The sequence below is a fragment of the Vibrio sp. 1580 genome (assembly GCF_033340055.1).
This window is the reverse complement of the sequence record NZ_JAWOVT010000006.1, coordinates 225,689-241,009: the sequence shown is the minus strand read 5'-3', so window position 1 is coordinate 241,009 and position 15,321 is coordinate 225,689. Positions and strand designations below refer to the sequence as shown.

Annotated in this window: 17 protein-coding genes; 12 read left to right on the top strand and 5 right to left on the bottom strand. The window is 46.5% G+C overall.

The genetic code is table 11. From position 1 onward, the window contains the following. Nucleotides 1-27: 27 nt before the first annotated feature. Nucleotides 28-414 (bottom strand): ribosome-associated heat shock protein Hsp15, encoded by a 387-nt coding sequence (gene hslR / locus R7093_RS12115; protein WP_005379292.1) that lies wholly within the window; start codon nucleotides 412-414, stop codon nucleotides 28-30. Nucleotides 415-667: 253 nt separating this feature from the next. On the opposite strand from hslR, the gene gspC reads away from it, so the two are divergent. Genes gspC through R7093_RS12055 form a run of 12 tightly spaced genes read left to right on the top strand, consistent with a single transcriptional unit; the run spans nucleotide 668 to nucleotide 11,976 of the window. After that, the gene (gspC, locus tag R7093_RS12110; protein ID WP_318146671.1) at nucleotides 668-1,594 is read left to right on the top strand and encodes a type II secretion system protein GspC; all 927 of its coding nucleotides are present in this window, start codon (nucleotides 668-670) and stop codon (nucleotides 1,592-1,594) included. Nucleotides 1,595-1,630: 36 nt separating this feature from the next. Next, the gene (gene gspD, locus R7093_RS12105; protein WP_005379295.1) at nucleotides 1,631-3,649 is read left to right on the top strand and encodes a type II secretion system secretin GspD; all 2,019 of its coding nucleotides are present in this window, start codon (nucleotides 1,631-1,633) and stop codon (nucleotides 3,647-3,649) included. Then, nucleotides 3,649-5,151, top strand: a complete 1,503-nt coding sequence (gspE, locus tag R7093_RS12100) for a type II secretion system ATPase GspE (protein ID WP_258664682.1) — start codon at nucleotides 3,649-3,651, stop codon at nucleotides 5,149-5,151. Before gspD ends, gspE begins: the two co-directional genes overlap by 1 nt. After that, a complete protein-coding gene (gene gspF / locus R7093_RS12095; RefSeq protein ID WP_005379297.1) occupies nucleotides 5,151-6,368 on the top strand; it encodes a type II secretion system inner membrane protein GspF in 1,218 nt (405 codons plus the stop codon). Before gspE ends, gspF begins: the two co-directional genes overlap by 1 nt. Before the next feature lie 59 nt (nucleotides 6,369-6,427). Continuing rightward, the gene (gene gspG, locus R7093_RS12090) at nucleotides 6,428-6,871 is read left to right on the top strand and encodes a type II secretion system major pseudopilin GspG (RefSeq protein WP_005379298.1); all 444 of its coding nucleotides are present in this window, start codon (nucleotides 6,428-6,430) and stop codon (nucleotides 6,869-6,871) included. Between the two features lie 29 nt (nucleotides 6,872-6,900). Further along, nucleotides 6,901-7,500, top strand: a complete 600-nt coding sequence (locus tag R7093_RS12085) for a prepilin-type N-terminal cleavage/methylation domain-containing protein (protein WP_017635010.1) — start codon at nucleotides 6,901-6,903, stop codon at nucleotides 7,498-7,500. Next, nucleotides 7,487-7,876 carry a type II secretion system minor pseudopilin GspI gene (gene gspI, locus R7093_RS12080; RefSeq protein WP_017635009.1) on the top strand — a complete coding sequence of 130 codons (390 nt, stop codon included), beginning with the start codon at nucleotides 7,487-7,489 and terminating at the stop codon, nucleotides 7,874-7,876. Before R7093_RS12085 ends, gspI begins: the two co-directional genes overlap by 14 nt. Then, nucleotides 7,863-8,540, top strand: a complete 678-nt coding sequence (gspJ, locus tag R7093_RS12075; protein ID WP_132936677.1) for a type II secretion system minor pseudopilin GspJ — start codon at nucleotides 7,863-7,865, stop codon at nucleotides 8,538-8,540. Before gspI ends, gspJ begins: the two co-directional genes overlap by 14 nt. After that, the gene (gene gspK / locus R7093_RS12070; protein ID WP_005382999.1) at nucleotides 8,533-9,543 is read left to right on the top strand and encodes a type II secretion system minor pseudopilin GspK; all 1,011 of its coding nucleotides are present in this window, start codon (nucleotides 8,533-8,535) and stop codon (nucleotides 9,541-9,543) included. The genes gspJ and gspK overlap by 8 nt, the downstream gene beginning before the upstream one ends. Next, nucleotides 9,512-10,714, top strand: a complete 1,203-nt coding sequence (gspL, locus tag R7093_RS12065) for a type II secretion system protein GspL (protein ID WP_033905912.1) — start codon at nucleotides 9,512-9,514, stop codon at nucleotides 10,712-10,714. Before gspK ends, gspL begins: the two co-directional genes overlap by 32 nt. A 7-nt stretch (nucleotides 10,715-10,721) precedes the next feature. Continuing rightward, nucleotides 10,722-11,213 (top strand): type II secretion system protein M, encoded by a 492-nt coding sequence (locus R7093_RS12060; protein WP_005383002.1) that lies wholly within the window; start codon nucleotides 10,722-10,724, stop codon nucleotides 11,211-11,213. 1 nt (nucleotide 11,214) lies between these two features. Beyond that, nucleotides 11,215-11,976, top strand: a complete 762-nt coding sequence (locus R7093_RS12055; RefSeq protein ID WP_171344448.1) for a type II secretion system protein N — start codon at nucleotides 11,215-11,217, stop codon at nucleotides 11,974-11,976. A gap of 292 nt (nucleotides 11,977-12,268) precedes the next feature. On the opposite strand, the gene cysQ is transcribed toward R7093_RS12055, so the two are convergent. From cysQ to R7093_RS12035, 4 genes are all read right to left on the bottom strand, one after another. Beyond that, on the bottom strand, nucleotides 12,269-13,096 hold the full coding sequence (gene cysQ, locus R7093_RS12050) for a 3'(2'),5'-bisphosphate nucleotidase CysQ (RefSeq protein WP_005379308.1): 828 nt from the start codon (nucleotides 13,094-13,096) through the stop codon (nucleotides 12,269-12,271). A 44-nt stretch (nucleotides 13,097-13,140) separates the two neighbouring features. After that, a complete protein-coding gene (nudE, locus tag R7093_RS12045) occupies nucleotides 13,141-13,710 on the bottom strand; it encodes an ADP compounds hydrolase NudE (RefSeq protein WP_005379309.1) in 570 nt (189 codons plus the stop codon). 176 nt (nucleotides 13,711-13,886) lie between these two features. Further along, nucleotides 13,887-14,471: a Fe-S biogenesis protein NfuA gene (nfuA, locus tag R7093_RS12040; protein ID WP_005379313.1), complete on the bottom strand. Its 585-nt coding sequence runs from the start codon at nucleotides 14,469-14,471 to the stop codon at nucleotides 13,887-13,889. A 97-nt stretch (nucleotides 14,472-14,568) separates the two neighbouring features. Next, nucleotides 14,569-15,294, bottom strand: a complete 726-nt coding sequence (locus R7093_RS12035; protein ID WP_033905914.1) for an amidophosphoribosyltransferase — start codon at nucleotides 15,292-15,294, stop codon at nucleotides 14,569-14,571. Nucleotides 15,295-15,321: the final 27 nt, after the last annotated feature.

Below are 15,321 nucleotides of genomic sequence, written 5' to 3'. Positions count from 1 at the left end.
TGCTTTCCTCGTTGGTAATTCCGGCTTTTATTGGTGTTTGAACTTAATGATGTCTCGGCGCTGCTTTTTATCTGGGCGGCGTTCCGGACTTGGGTTGTGGGCATTAAGCTTACGTTGAGTCGCGTGTTCCTCACGTTTCGCGATACTCTCATTGGTTTCGCGATATAAGGTTTGTGCGATGGGAGCGCCTCGGCGTTGATCTGAGATTTGTTCGATGATCACGATTTTTTCTTCGTTGCCTTGACGAAGTCTGACTTCAGCGCCCACTTCAACGATTTTACTCGGCTTGCTTCGTTGGCCATTATAGTGGACTTTACCGCCATCGACCATGTTACGCGCGATGGAGCGGGTTTTGTAAAATCTTGCGGCCCATAGCCATTTATCTAGCCTAACGGCTTCATTTAGGGAACTCATAGAACACTACGCTATCTAATCACTGCCCGAATACGGCAATGAGTGATGGATTATTCACCTACAGATGGAGTCAAGGCGTATTTTTTTCAAGGGAGTTGGCAAAAACTGCATAAGAAAAAGGTATGAAAGACAACTTGTGATATAGTTCACTGCTCTTTGTTGAGTAATAATTTTATTGCAAATTTAGCAATTTAAAGTCGATAGCTATCGTTATAGCTTAAATGACGGACGTTAGAATAAAGGAATCCATTCAGTGAAACGTTTAGAGCTAAGTGCAGGATTATCAAGCAGACCGCTACTGGCTCAGATCAAGTCCAATCATTATACCATTCAAGCCAAACTTAGCTTGTTGCTTACCTGTCTGTTTATTGCGATAACCGGATGGATACTTGGCAAAATTGTGTGGTTAGCCATACCTCAATCGTCGGAAGTGCCGCAATGGCGTCCATCGGCGAGTAGCGTTGCTGCGAGCAATAAAGGCGACGCGATAGATTTTAATGCCCTTCAGAATGCCAACCTATTCGGTAAATACACTGAGCAAAAAGCGGCGGTTGTAGAACAGCCTATTGTTAAAGACGCCCCTAAGACGCGCCTTAACCTTACGCTGGTCGGTGCGGTTGCAAGTAGTGATGCCAACACCAGCCTTGCTGTTATTGCTAACCGAGGTAAGCAAGCTACGTACGGTTTGGGTGAAGAAATCGAAGGGACACGTGCGACACTAAAAGCGGTATTGGTGGATCGCGTCATCATTGATAACCAAGGTCGAGACGAGACCTTAATGATGGAAGGTATAGAATATAAGAAGCTATCTGAATCGCCGCAGGTAGCTAGGGCGCAAGCTCAGCGAGCAGAAGCAGCGACGTCTGACGTTGGAGAGAAATTAGAGCAAATCCGCGAGGAAATTGCGAAAGATCCACAAAGCGTTTTTAAATACATCACCATTTCACCCGTCAAAAAAGACGGAGACATTGTTGGTTATCGAGTATCACCTGGTCGTGATGCCGCATTATTTAATGATGTAGGACTACAACCTGGCGATATTGCGGTTCAACTGAACGGGATCGATTTAAGTGATCCGTCTTCTTCAGTACAACTGATGCAAGTGATGAGCGATCCGCAAGAATTAAATTTAACTGTTGAGCGAGGCGGCCAACAGTACGATATCTATATCCAATTGTAAGACTTAGGCAACCGGCGTAAGTTCAGGGAGACATACGTGAAACATTGGTTCAGCAAAAGTGCTTGGCTACTAGCAGGAAGTTTACTCTGCGTACCAGGTGCAATGGCAAACGAATTTAGTGCGAGCTTTAAAGGCACTGATATTCAAGAATTCATCAACATAGTGGGTCGTAACCTCGAAAAGACCATCATTGTTGATCCTTCAGTACGCGGTAAGATCGATGTCCGCAGCTATGACGTACTTAACGAAGAGCAATATTACAGCTTTTTCCTTAATGTCCTTGAAGTATACGGTTACGCAGTCGTAGAGATGGACAATGGGGTACTTAAGGTTATCAAAGCAAAAGACTCAAAAACCTCAGCAATCCCTGTGTTAGGTGATGGCAGCGCGCAAGGCGATAGTGTTATCACTCGAGTTGTCGCGGTGCGTAATGTGTCGGTTCGAGAGTTGTCTCCTCTACTTCGTCAGCTGATTGATAACGCCGGTGCCGGTAACGTGGTTCATTATGATCCAGCGAATATTATCTTGATCACAGGTCGTGCGGCAGTAGTGAATCGCTTAGCAGAGATCATCAAGCGTGTTGACCAAGCCGGTGATAAAGAAATTGAATTGGTAGAGCTGCGTAATGCATCTGCTGCTGAAATGGTACGCATTGTTGAAGCACTGAATAAAAGTGCGAATCAGAAAAGCACGCCAGAGTTCCTTGAACCTAAAATTGTGGCCGATGAACGTACTAACGCGATTTTAATTTCTGGTGATCCAAAAGTAAGAGCCCGCTTGAAACGTTTGATTCGTCAACTTGATGTTGAAATGGCGACAAAAGGTAACAACCGAGTTGTGTACCTGAAAAATGCGAAAGCTGAAGATTTGGTGGATGTATTGAAAGGTGTTTCCGATAACCTGCAAGCTGAAAAACAAGCCGGTCAGAAAACATCAGGTGCATCGCGTGGTGAGGTCGTCATTGCTGCTCACGCTGCAACTAACTCGTTAGTTTTAACAGCGCCACCAGATATTATGATGGCATTACAAGACGTCATTTCTCAACTCGATATTCGTCGTGCTCAGGTTCTTATTGAAGCGTTAATTGTCGAAATGTCTGAAGGTGATGGTATTAACCTAGGTGTTCAGTGGGGTTCATTAGAAACGGGTGCTGTAATTCAGTACGGTAACTCAGGAGCCCCGATTGGTCAGGTGATGGTTGGGCTAGAAGAAGCAAAAGATCAAACCCGAACTGAATACTATACCAACTCTAATGGCGAACGAACGCCATATGATGTTACTGAATCAGGTGACTACTCTACGCTAGCGTCAGCACTTAGCGGAGTAAATGGTGCGGCAATGAGTATTGTCATGGGTGACTGGACAGCGCTAATTAGTGCTGTTGCTTCTGACTCCAACTCAAACATTCTATCTTCTCCGAGTATTACCGTAATGGATAATGGCGAAGCATCATTTATTGTGGGTGAAGAGGTTCCGGTTATTACGGGCTCTACGGCTGGCTCAAACAACGACAACCCATTCCAAACGGTTGACCGTAAAGAAGTCGGTATCAAACTCAAAGTAGTGCCACAAATTAACGAAGGTGACTCTGTACAGTTAAACATTGAACAAGAAGTTTCCAACGTATTAGGCGCAAACGGTGCGGTTGACGTTCGCTTTGCTAAACGACAGTTAAACACCTCTGTCATGATCCAAGATGGTCAGATGTTGGTTCTTGGTGGTTTGGTCGATGAACGCGCACTTGAAAGTGAGTCTAAAGTGCCGCTATTGGGTGACATTCCGGTACTTGGCCATCTGTTCAAGTCAACTAGCACGCAAACAGAAAAACGTAACTTGATGGTGTTCATCAAGCCGACGATTATTCGCGATGGTGTGACGGCCGACGGTATTACGCAGCGTAAATACAACTTTATTCGCGCAGAACAGCTTTACAAAGCGGATCAAGGTTTGAAGTTGATGGCTGACGAGAAGATCCCGGTTATGCCAGCCTTTGGCCAGGAGCGTCAGCACCCAACAGAGATCCAAGCGTTTATTGATCAAATGGAAAACAACTAATGGTTGATATGTTAGACACAGCGCCAAGTATGCGTCGTCTGCCATTCAGTTTTGCCAACCGCTTTAAACTGGTGCTGGAGACAGAGCATCCTGAGCGTCCACCTATTCTTTACTATGTCGAGCCGCTTAACCCTGCGGCTCTGGTTGAAGTCCGTCGTGTATTAAAGAAAAGCTTCGTACCGCAACCTATCGATAAAGAAGCCTTTGATAAAAAGCTGACTGAAGCATATCAACGCGACTCGTCTGAAGCGCGTCAGTTGATGGAAGATATTGGTGCTGATAGCGATGATTTCTTCTCTTTGGCTGAAGAACTGCCGCATGATGAAGACTTATTAGAATCGGAAGACGATGCGCCAATCATCAAATTGATCAACGCCATGTTGGGCGAAGCGATCAAAGAAGGTGCGTCGGATATTCATATTGAGACGTTCGAGAAAACCCTTTCGATTCGTTTCCGTGTCGATGGCGTATTGCGTGAAGTTCTGACCCCAAGTCGTAAGCTAGCGCCTTTGCTGGTTTCTCGTGTGAAGGTTATGGCTAAACTAGATATCGCAGAAAAGCGTGTGCCTCAAGATGGCCGTATTTCGTTGCGTATCGGTGGTCGTGCGGTGGACGTGCGTGTATCGACGATGCCGTCCTCTCATGGGGAGCGCGTGGTAATGCGTCTGTTGGATAAAAACGCGACTCGTCTTGATTTACATAGTTTGGGCATGACCCCTTCAGTGCATGACAACTTCCGTCACTTGATTGGCCGCCCTCACGGTATCATCTTGGTGACGGGCCCGACAGGTTCTGGTAAATCCACCACCTTGTACGCTGGCTTGCAAGAGATTAATAGCAACGAACGCAACATTCTAACGGTTGAAGACCCGATCGAATTTGATATTGATGGCATCGGTCAAACTCAGGTGAACCCAAAGGTCGACATGACGTTTGCGCGCGGCTTGCGTGCCATTCTGCGTCAGGACCCGGATGTGGTGATGGTCGGTGAGATCCGTGACTTAGAAACCGCACAAATTGCAGTGCAAGCGTCCTTAACGGGTCACTTGGTAATGTCGACTCTCCACACCAACACCGCAGTGGGTGCGATTACGCGTCTACGTGATATGGGTATTGAGCCATTCCTTATTTCTTCTTCGTTATTAGGGGTGCTAGCGCAGCGCTTAGTTCGAACGCTTTGTCCAAGCTGTAAAGAGCCGTATGAAGCCGATACGGAACAGAAAAAACTGTTTGGTATGGAAGCGCATGAACCGTTAGAACTGCACCGAGCAAAAGGCTGTGAAGCGTGTAACCAAAAAGGCTACCGAGGTCGAACAGGTATCCACGAGCTCATTATGGTTGATGAGCAAGTACAAGAGTTGATTCACCGAGAGTCTGGTGAGCAAGAAATTGAGAGAGCCGTTCGCGCCCATACGCCAAGTATTCGCAGCGATGGTTTAAGCAAAGTGCGTCGTGGCATTACGTCACTTGAAGAAGTGATGCGAGTGACGAAGGAAACCTAATGGCGGCATTTGAGTACAAAGCGCTAGATGCAAAAGGGAAGCATAAAAAAGGCACGATAGAAGGGGACAACGCCCGACAAGTGCGCCAGCGACTCAAAGAGCAAGGGATGATCCCGATTGAAGTGGTTGAGACGAAAGCTAAATCGGCTAAGTCTTCAGGTTCAGTCAGCTTTAAGCGCGGCGTCTCAACATCTGAGCTGGCACTCATCACACGGCAATTGTCTACGCTAGTCCAATCAGGTATGCCTTTGGAAGAGTGTTTGCGTGCGGTCTCTGAGCAGGCTGAAAAGCCGAGGATTCGTTCTATGTTGGCTGCGGTTCGCTCGAAAGTAACCGAGGGTTATCCGCTCGCCGACAGTTTTGCCGATTACCCACACGTGTTTGATGAACTGTACCGCTCTATGGTTGCGGCGGGCGAAAAATCAGGTCACCTCGATACCGTATTAGAGCGTTTGGCAGACTATGTCGAAAACCGCCAAAAGATGCGATCTAAATTGCTTCAAGCCATGATTTATCCTGTAGTTTTGGTGGTATTCGCGGTTGTCATCGTTTCGTTCTTATTGGCGACAGTGGTTCCTAAAATCATTGAACCCATCATTCAGATGGGCCAAGAGTTACCTCAATCGACGCAATTTTTACTGGCAGCCAGTGAGTTTGTGCAAGATTGGGGGCTGATTATTTTCGTTGTGCTGGTGGCGCTTTTCTATGGCCTCAAACTGGCGTTGCAAAAGCCAGACTTTCGCTTAGCTTGGGACAGAAAAATCTTGAGCTTACCGCTAATAGGTAAGATCTCTCGAGGTTTGAATACCGCACGATTCGCACGAACACTTTCGATCTGTACTTCCAGTGCGATTCCAATTCTCGAGGGTATGCGCGTTGCGGTAGATGTTATGTCTAACCGTTATGTGAAGCAGCAAGTCTTGCTTGCAGCGGATAACGTCCGAGAGGGCGCTAGTTTGCGTAAGGCGTTGGACCAAACTCGCTTGTTTCCACCAATGATGCTACACATGATCGCCAGTGGTGAGCAAAGTGGTGAATTAGAGAGCATGTTGACGCGGGCAGCCGATAACCAAGATCAAAACTTTGAATCAACAGTCAATATTGCTCTGGGTGTGTTTACTCCTGCGCTGATTGCATTAATGGCTGGATTAGTGTTGTTCATTGTGATGGCGACCTTGATGCCAATGCTAGAAATGAATAACTTGATGAGCGGATAATTTCGAATTAAGACGTGTCTACTAACGGCATGGCTTTAATCTAACTTTCGGAGAAAAAAATGAAGTTTAAGCGTAGTAAACAACAGGGTTTTACACTTTTAGAAGTGATGGTTGTTGTAGTTATCCTGGGTATTTTGGCAAGTTTTGTTGTTCCAAACCTATTGGGTAACAAAGAGAAGGCAGACCAACAAAAAGCGATTACGGACATTGTCGCGTTGGAAAATGCCTTAGATATGTACAAGTTGGACAACAGCGTTTACCCAACAACGGACCAAGGTCTAGAAGCATTGGTTAGCAAGCCATCTAACCCAGAGCCACGCAACTACCGTGATGGTGGTTACATCAAACGTCTTCCTAATGACCCTTGGGGCAACCAGTACCAATACTTAAGCCCAGGTGATAACGGTACAATCGATATCTTCACTCTAGGCGCAGATGGCCAAGAGGGTGGAGAAGGTCCAGCTGCAGATATTGGCAACTGGAACATGCAAGACTTCCAATAATTGAGCCTAAGCCAGCACTAATGAAACAAATGCGAAAACATAACGGTTTTACATTGATAGAAATTCTATTGGTGCTGGTTTTGCTATCTCTTACGGCTGTGGCCGTGATCTCGACGTTACCGACTAGCCAAAAAGATCTTTCCAAACAGTATGCTCAAAGCTTTTTTCAGCGTTTACAGCTGCTCAATGAAGAAGCGGTGCTGAGCGGTAAAGATTTTGGCGTTCGAGTGGATGATGCCAAATCGACCTACGCTCTACTGAGTTTAACCTCAGAAGGTTGGCAGCCTCTGAAATTAAAGCAGATTCCGAGCAAAACCAAGCTAGAAGAAGATATTACGCTACAACTCGAGCTCGGAGGTGGTGCTTGGGATAATGATGAGCGCTTATTCAAACCAGGTTCTCTTTTTGATGAAGACATGTTCGCAGAAGAAGAGGACGAAAAGAAAATTGAGCCACCGCAAGTGTTTATCTTTTCCAGCGCCGAAGTCACGCCATTTACCCTGTCTTTTTTTCCGCAAAATGGTGATGCCTTTAATGACGGTTGGCGAGTCATTGGCAAAGAAAGTGGACAAATTTTGTTATTAGCTCCGGGCGAAGAAGTGAAAGAGGATGAGAATGCGCAATTTTAAGCAAGCTCGCCCAAATTTGAGTCATCGCCGGACGAGAGGCATGACCTTACTGGAAGTATTGGTCGCACTGGCAATTTTCGCTACCGCTGCCATCAGTGTCATTCGCTCTGTGAGCCAGCATATTAATACAATCAGTTATCTAGAAGAAAAAATGTTTGCAGCCATGGTTGTGGATAATCAGATGGCAAATGTGATGTTGAATACCGGAGAACTCAAAGCGAAAAACGGCACAGAAGAGCTGGCAGGACGCACTTGGTTCTGGAAAGTCACGCCAGTCGCCACGACGCAGCCATTGCTGAAAGCATTTGATGTGAGCGTCTCGGTAGAGAAAAGCGCGAGCCCTGTAGTAACGGTACGAAGCTATGTGGCGCAATAATCATCTCCGCGCAAACACGCGCCAAAGGGTAAAAGGTTTTACACTTATTGAAGTGTTGGTATCGATTGCCATCTTTGCCAGTTTAAGTGTCGCAGCGTACCAAGTGGTATCGCAAGTACAGCGTAGCAATGCGCTATCACAAGAACGAACCCAACGCTTAAACGAAATTCAGCGTGCCATGGTTATGATGGATAACGATTTTCGTCAAATGGCGATGCGTCAAACACGTACTAATGGTGAAGAGCCTGCTAGCCGGCTAATTTTTTGGTCCGATTACCTGTTGGACTCCGATACTAAAGGGCTGATGTTTGCCCGTTTAGGTTGGCACAATCCTCAGCAGCAGTTCCCTCGTGGAGAAGTAACCAAGGTTGGCTATCGCTTAAAAGAAGAAACACTGCAGCGAGTATGGTGGCGCTATCCTGATACGCCGGTTGGGCAACAAGGTACTGTTACTCCATTGCTAACGCAGGTCGAGTCATTTGATATGCGTTTCTATGATGGTAAGCAATGGAAAAAAGAGTGGGCTGAAGAAAAAGCGCTGCCGAAAGCGGTTTCTGTTGTTCTCACTCTCAAAGACTATGGAGAAATTGCCCGCACTTATCTCACTCCTGATGGCACATTGAGTCAGAAAGAGGAAAGTTCAGGAGACAGCAATAATGGTTAACCGTCAGCGCGGTGTTGCTTTGATTATAGTGTTGATGTTGCTGGCGATTATGGCGACGGTTGCCGCCAGCATGTCGGAACGTTTGTTCTTACAGTTTCAGCGAGGCGCTAATCAAATCAATTACCAGCAAGCGTACTGGTACAGCCTTGGCGTCGAGGCGCTAGCAAAAGTGGGTATCGAACAAAGTTATAAAGACACCGACACGATTAATATGAGTCAACCGTGGGCGATAAAAGAGCAAGTCTATCCGTTAGATTATGGTCAAGCGGCGGGACGAATTAGAGACAAGCAAGCGTGCTTTAATCTAAATGTATTGAGTCGTGTGCAACCAACGGGTCAGCAAATTACAAGACCATATTTAGTGAATGTATTGCAGCGCCTATTAGAAGAGTTGGATGTCGAGCCATATCAAGCAGAAATCATTGCAGACTCTACTTGGGAATACATTGATGCTGATGACTCTGTCCGTTCGACTACTGGGGTTGAAGACAGCACATATGAAGCGATGAAACCTTCCTATTTGGCATCAAATGGTTGGATGGCAGATGCTTCCGAGTTACGGGCTGTCTATCAGGTGAGTGGTGAAATTTTCCAAAAATTGGAGCCGTTGGTCTGTGCATTGCCAAGTGATGACTGGCGTTTAAACGTGAATACGATTGATGTTGAGCAAACTCCGATTTTGGTGGCAATGTTCTCACCAAACTTAAGCAGTAGTGATGCGATTCAGCTAATTGAAAAACGCCCATTTGATGGGTGGGATAGCATTGATGAATTTTTAGCAGAGTCAGAAATGGCTGGCTTAAGTGAAGATGTAAAGAAAAACGCCAAAGGCTATTTGGGTGTGGATAGCGCCTTTTTTGAATTGGATGCACAAGTGTTGGTGGATGAATCACGTGTACGTATCCGAAGCCTTTTGCAAAGTACAAATAGAGAAACGGTGACCGTAGTTCGCCGTCGTTTTGGAGGGATCAGTGAGCGAGTTTCTGACCGTTCGGCTGAGTAGCGAACAACAAAGTACCATTCCTTGGGTGGTGTGGTCGACAGATCAACAGGAAGTGATTGCTAGCGGTGAAATCGCCGGGTGGGAACACTTAGATGAATTGGTCTCATATGCTGGTCAGCGCCAAGTTGTGGCGCTGTTGGCGAGTAATGATGTGGTCCTGACGCAAGTGGATATACCGCCTGGTGCAACACGCCAATTCGAGGCGATGTTACCGTACTTAGTGGAAGACGAAGTTGCTCAGGACGTTGATGGCCTGCACTTTAGCGTGTTGGGTAAACAAGCGGATAAAGCGCAGATTTGCGCAGTTGAACGTGCTTGGATTCAGACTGTACTGCAACGTTTCTCAAGCCAAGGTATCGCCATTAAACGCATTTTACCCGATGTGCTTGCGTTACCGGTTCGTGGAGATCACAGCAGTGCTGCAATGATTGGCGAGCAATGGCTAATTCGTCACTCTGCGACAGAGGGCGCGGTTGTCGACGCTTCTTGGTTAGACCTTTACCTCTCTTCTTATCTACAAAATCATGAAGGTTGGAAGCTCGATTGCTTTAGCTCGGTCCCGGAATCTGCGTTACCTGAAATATGGGATCCGCAACCAGAAGAAATGACGATGGCTTTACTGGCGAAGGGGGTGACAGAAAGCAAAGTCAATTTGCTGACTGGGAGCTTCAAGCCGAAATCTTCTTGGGGTAAATACTGGAAGCTCTGGCAAAAAGCCACCATTGCTGCGGGGGTGCTTATTGTCGTCATGGTTGCGCAGCAGTTGCTCGTGGTCCACAAGTACGAAGCACAAGCTCAAGCGTATCGTGAGGAGAGTGAGCGTATTTTCCGCCAGGTGTTCCCAAATAAACGACGCATTCCTACCGTTAGTTACCTCAAACGACAAATGGATGATGAAGAGCGCCGCTTATCTGGTGGAAGTGGTCAGCAGGCAATGTTGTCATGGTTGGCGGCATTACCCGCGACGCTTGGTCAGGTCAGTGACTTGGAGATCACTAGCTTTAAATACGACGGACAACGTGGCGAAGTACGTATTCAGGCTCGTAGTTCAGACTTCCAACCTTTTGAGCAGGCTCGTGTGAAATTGGCAGAGAAGTTTAATGTTGAGCAAGGTCAGTTGAACCGTAGCGATAACGTTGTGGTTGGCAGCTTTGTTTTGAAGCGTTTGTGAGGTGATGATGAAAAATTTAATTTCTCAAGCTCAGGTTTGGTGGAGCAGCATCTCGCAGCGTGAGCAGCGTTTGGTCATGGGATGTGGCGCTATTGCCGTTATCGGTATTATTTATTGGGGTTTATTACAGCCAATGAGTCAACGTGCGGAGCTAGCTCAGTCACGTATTCAAAGTGAAAAGCAGTTGCTAGCTTGGGTACAAGATAAAGCGGATGGCATCACTGCACTGCGAAAAAGCAGCGGTGTGAGCTACTCTAGTCAACCGTTGAATCAGTTGGTTTCTTCTTCAGCTCGTCGTTATAAAGTTGAGTTGATTCGAGTACAACCTCGTAATGAGAGCGTTCAAGTGTGGATCAAACCACTCGCGTTTAATCAACTAGTGGATTGGTTACGTTACTTGAAAGAGCAACAGGGTATTGAAGTCGAATTTTTAGATATCGACCGAACAGAGCAAGCGGGCATGATCGATGTAAACCGCCTTCAGTTTAAGCGAGGTTAAGGTGAAGCGAGCAGTACTTTACGTTGTTATCTTTATCGTCTTTTTTTCAGTCAGTCTTTTAATGGGATTACCAGTCTCTTGGGTGTTACAACAAGCACCAACAGTGAGAGGCCTGGACATTCAAGGAGCCAACGGTTCGGTATGGCAAGGTCAAGCTTCTAGTATTCGTTGGCAGCGCCAGAACCTTGGAGAAGTTAATTGGGATTTCCAATGGTCGAGTCTACTGACAGGTAAAGCTGAGTTTGCTGTGCGCTTTGGTCGTGGTAGTGAAATGGACGTCCGTGGGCGCGGTTTTGTCGGCTATAGCTTAAGTGATGGCCCTTATGCCAAAAACTTAGTTGCCTCGATTCCGGCGGTAAAAGTTGTTGAGCAAGCACGCCTCCCTGTGCCTGTTGGTGTTGATGGGCAGCTTGAGCTGAATATTCGTCATGCGACTTATGCTGCGCCTTGGTGTAAGGACGGTGAAGGCACTTTAGTATGGAATGCCAGTGGTATTCAAAGCCCCGTTGGCAGCTTAGATCTCGGTCCTGTGATTGCCGATATAAACTGTCAGGATAGTGTATTGACGGCAACTGGTGAGCAGAGCAGCAAACAAGTCTCTGCGGCGTTTTCCGCTGAACTGATGCCTAATCAACGGTACTCAACCAAAGCGTGGTTCAAACCTGGTGCAGAGTTCCCATCCAGCATGGGGGAGCAACTGAAATGGTTGGGTAAGCCGAATGCTCAAGGTCAATATGAGTTTAATTACCAAGGGCGCTTCTAACCTATCGTGACAAAATCCAATATCTTAAAAGAGCTGCTATTGTGCAGCTCTTTTTGCTTTTGGATCATCGTAAGCTAAAACCTCTATTCGCTGTACATTGGGAATGAATGGAAATTTAAAACCATGATTTTTAATTGATTTGTTTTCTTTCGTTCAGCTTTGCAGGCAATTGGAACATAGTAGGCCAAATACTCCAAGTGCTGTACAGAAGGTCAAAAAGAAAAGGCCACGAAGATATTCGTGGCCTTTCTATTGCTAGAATTTTGTGCTCTAAATTTTACCGATAGGGCGCTTAATCTTTGCGTTGTAAAATCTCATTCCAAGGTAAATCCGCATCACCAAGAACAATAAAATTCGGGTTTTCTAGTGTTTCCCGCTCGTTATATGACAGCGGTTCTAATTGCGTGCTGAGAATACGTCCGCCAGCTTCTTCAACAATGCATTGTGTCGCAGCGGTGTCCCACTCACCTGTTGGACCTAGTCGGAGATAGCAATCTACCGCCCCTTCCGCGACGAGGCATGCTTTCAATGCCGCAGAACCGAGCGGTATTAAGTCGTAATTCCAGGCGCTGCTCATACGGTTAGTAATACGATTGATGTCTTGGCGACGACTAATAGCAATTGCGATGCTTTGCTCTGGCTGTTCGTGTTTGTGTGTATGGATTTTGACGCTGTCCGACATGTCGGGAATTTTCCAGGCGCCTTTGCCATTATAAGCGTAGTAAGTCACGCCAGATACAGGACCGTAAACGACGCCCATGGTTGGTCGATTGTTGTCGACCAACGCGATAATAGTGGCAAAGTCACCACTGCGAGCGATGAATTCTTGAGTACCATCAAGAGGGTCGACTAACCAATAACGTTCCCACTGAGCGCGTTGCTCTAAGCTTATGTCTGCGTCTTCTTCTGACAACACGGGAATGTCAGGCGTCAGATCACTCAAGCGTTCAGTGATGAACTTGTGAGCTGCAATATCTGCACTTGTTACGGGAGTTTCGTCACTTTTGGTGTAGGCCTCGTATTGCTTCTTTTCATATATTTCGAGGATCATTTGCCCAGCACTGCGGGCAATCTCGATGACTTGAGGAAGTAGGTGAGATAGATCTTTTGTCATTGGCATAAGTGATAGTCCTTACTCACAGTGTTATTCGGTTCTAATGACCGTTATTGGTTATGCTTGTGAGTGGTGTTTGGTAAGTGTTTCAGTGCCAACATTAGCGCTGTGATGCTTCGTGCTTCACAGAAATCCATGTGAGTTAATAACTCTTCGGCTTGCGCAAGTGGCCAACGCACAATTTCCAGTGGTTCAGGCTCATCGCCTTCTTGCTTCTCTGGATAAAGCGCCTGTCCTAAAAATAGAGTCATTTTGCTCGAAAAGTAAGATGGCGCGAGGATAACTTGTTTCAACGGGGTTAACTGATTACAGCCAAAGCCGATTTCTTCTTTTAACTCACGATCCGCAGCTTGGTGTGGTGTTTCTCCTGGGTCAATCAGCCCTTTTGGGAAACCTAGCTCGTAACGTTCAGTTCCAGCGGCGTATTCACGCACCAGTAATAAATCGCCTTGTTCTGTTACAGGAACCACCATTACAGCATCTCGTCCACTTGGCTTCATACGCTCATAAGTACGATGCTCACCATTGGAAAAACGAAGGTCGAGCGCTTCCACAGCAAACAGTTTGGATTTTGCAACCGTCTGGCATGAGAGTATCTCTGGTGGGGTTCGTTTCGGCATGACGCTGGCTCCTTGGTGTCGTTGGCGTTTACGAGATGCGTAAGATTCTTAATATATGAGAACTCCGCCTGAGTTTCTAGCGGATTTTACGAGTCGAGCTAAGCATCTCAGCATCACCTCAGTATCGATACAAAAATGGGAGACCGAAGCCTCCCATTTTCTGACAGTGTTTACTCTTAGTAGTAAGAGTGATCACCACGGTCATGTTCTGTAGCATCACGAACTGCGGTTAGTTCACCAATGAACTGGTTTAGCAGCTCTTTCTCGATGCCTTCTTTTAGTGTTACGTCAACCATAGAACAGCCATTACAACCGCCACCAAATGCAACAATTGCAACACCGTCTTCAGTGATCTCAACCAAGTTTACGTGACCACCGTGGCCAGCAAGCTGTGGGTTGACTTGGGTTTGGATAACGTACTCAACGCGCTCAACCAGTGGTGCGTCGTCCGCAACTTTACGCATTTTAGCGTTAGGTGCTTTTAGCGTTAGCTGAGAGCCCATTTTATCGGTAACAAAATCGATTTCAGCGTCTTCAAGGAATGGCAGGCTCAGCTCATCCACGTAAGCTGAAAAACCGCTGTAAGAGAGTTCAGTGTCGGTCGATTCTACTGCTTCTGGTGGGCAGTAAGACACGCCACACTCAGCGTTTTGTGTACCTGGGTTCACAACGAAAATACGAATGTTAGTGCCTTCAGGTTGTTGACCTAAAAGGTTAGCGAAATGCGTTTGCGCAGTTTCTGTAATAGTAATATTTGACACGACGAATACCCGAGTAAATTTGTAGGTTACTGCTGCTATTCTACTCTTGTTGACGTATGGGTCTAGTCTTTTTGATGCTAAGGCATGGCGAAGCGATCTAGAGAGAACGAGGAGCAGGTGTTCTGCAGATGCAGTAAATATCGATGCTTTCTACGCCAACTTCAAGTAGTAAATGACATAATTGTCGGACGGTACTGCCTGTGGTGACTACATCATCGACGATGGCAACATGGGAAGAGTGAGGGCGCTTATTGAGAATAAACGCGCCTTTTAAGTTTTGTTCACGGCTTGTTTTGGTATTACCACGCTGTGATTGGGCGAGCCTTACTCGACGAAAGACCTTCGCATCAAAATTAGTCTGCAATTGCTTGGCGAGGTGTCGGGCTAAAACATCACTTTGATTAAAACCCCGGCGCAGGTAACGCTGCCAGTGCAATGGCACACTGGTAATGATTGGAGCTGGCGTGGTGATGCGCTGTGCCAGTTGCTCGGTTAATGCTTTTACATGCCAAGACTCTCCGTGATCTTTAAAGCGTTGTACTTCCCGTGAAAGGGGAAAGTCGTAATCGCCTAACGTGTATAGCCTTTGCCATGGCGGTGGCTTTGAAAGACATTCACCACAAATACTATCCGTACTCATTTCTTCTTTCTGTAATGATAAACCGCAGCGTTGACATCGTTTTACCGGAGTTAGGTATTTTAAACAGTGCTCGCACCAGCGCAGAGTATTTGTGTGGCTTGGTGTTTGAATAGGGAACCGACACAGGCCGCATTGACTGCTCAATACGCGATGCATGATGTTTTGCCAGTGATGAGATAACATAGCGTTTATTCATGGTGATATTTTACT

Excerpts from the sequence above, each read along its gene's own strand:
- R7093_RS12035 (WP_033905914.1), bottom strand. The coding sequence starts at position 15,294 with ATGTTATCTCATCACTGGCAAAACATCATGCATCGCGTATTGAGCAGT.
- hslR (WP_005379292.1), bottom strand. The coding sequence starts at position 414 with ATGAGTTCCCTAAATGAAGCCGTTAGGCTAGATAAATGGCTATGGGCC.
- nudE (WP_005379309.1), bottom strand. The coding sequence starts at position 13,710 with ATGCCGAAACGAACCCCACCAGAGATACTCTCATGCCAGACGGTTGCA.
- R7093_RS12060 (WP_005383002.1), top strand. The coding sequence starts at position 10,722 with ATGAAAAATTTAATTTCTCAAGCTCAGGTTTGGTGGAGCAGCATCTCG.
- gspI (WP_017635009.1), top strand. The coding sequence starts at position 7,487 with ATGCGCAATTTTAAGCAAGCTCGCCCAAATTTGAGTCATCGCCGGACG.
- gspE (WP_258664682.1), top strand. The coding sequence starts at position 3,649 with ATGGTTGATATGTTAGACACAGCGCCAAGTATGCGTCGTCTGCCATTC.
- gspJ (WP_132936677.1), top strand. The coding sequence starts at position 7,863 with ATGTGGCGCAATAATCATCTCCGCGCAAACACGCGCCAAAGGGTAAAA.
- cysQ (WP_005379308.1), bottom strand. The coding sequence starts at position 13,096 with ATGCCAATGACAAAAGATCTATCTCACCTACTTCCTCAAGTCATCGAG.
- gspF (WP_005379297.1), top strand. The coding sequence starts at position 5,151 with ATGGCGGCATTTGAGTACAAAGCGCTAGATGCAAAAGGGAAGCATAAA.
- R7093_RS12085 (WP_017635010.1), top strand. The coding sequence starts at position 6,901 with ATGCGAAAACATAACGGTTTTACATTGATAGAAATTCTATTGGTGCTG.
- gspK (WP_005382999.1), top strand. The coding sequence starts at position 8,533 with ATGGTTAACCGTCAGCGCGGTGTTGCTTTGATTATAGTGTTGATGTTG.
- gspG (WP_005379298.1), top strand. The coding sequence starts at position 6,428 with ATGAAGTTTAAGCGTAGTAAACAACAGGGTTTTACACTTTTAGAAGTG.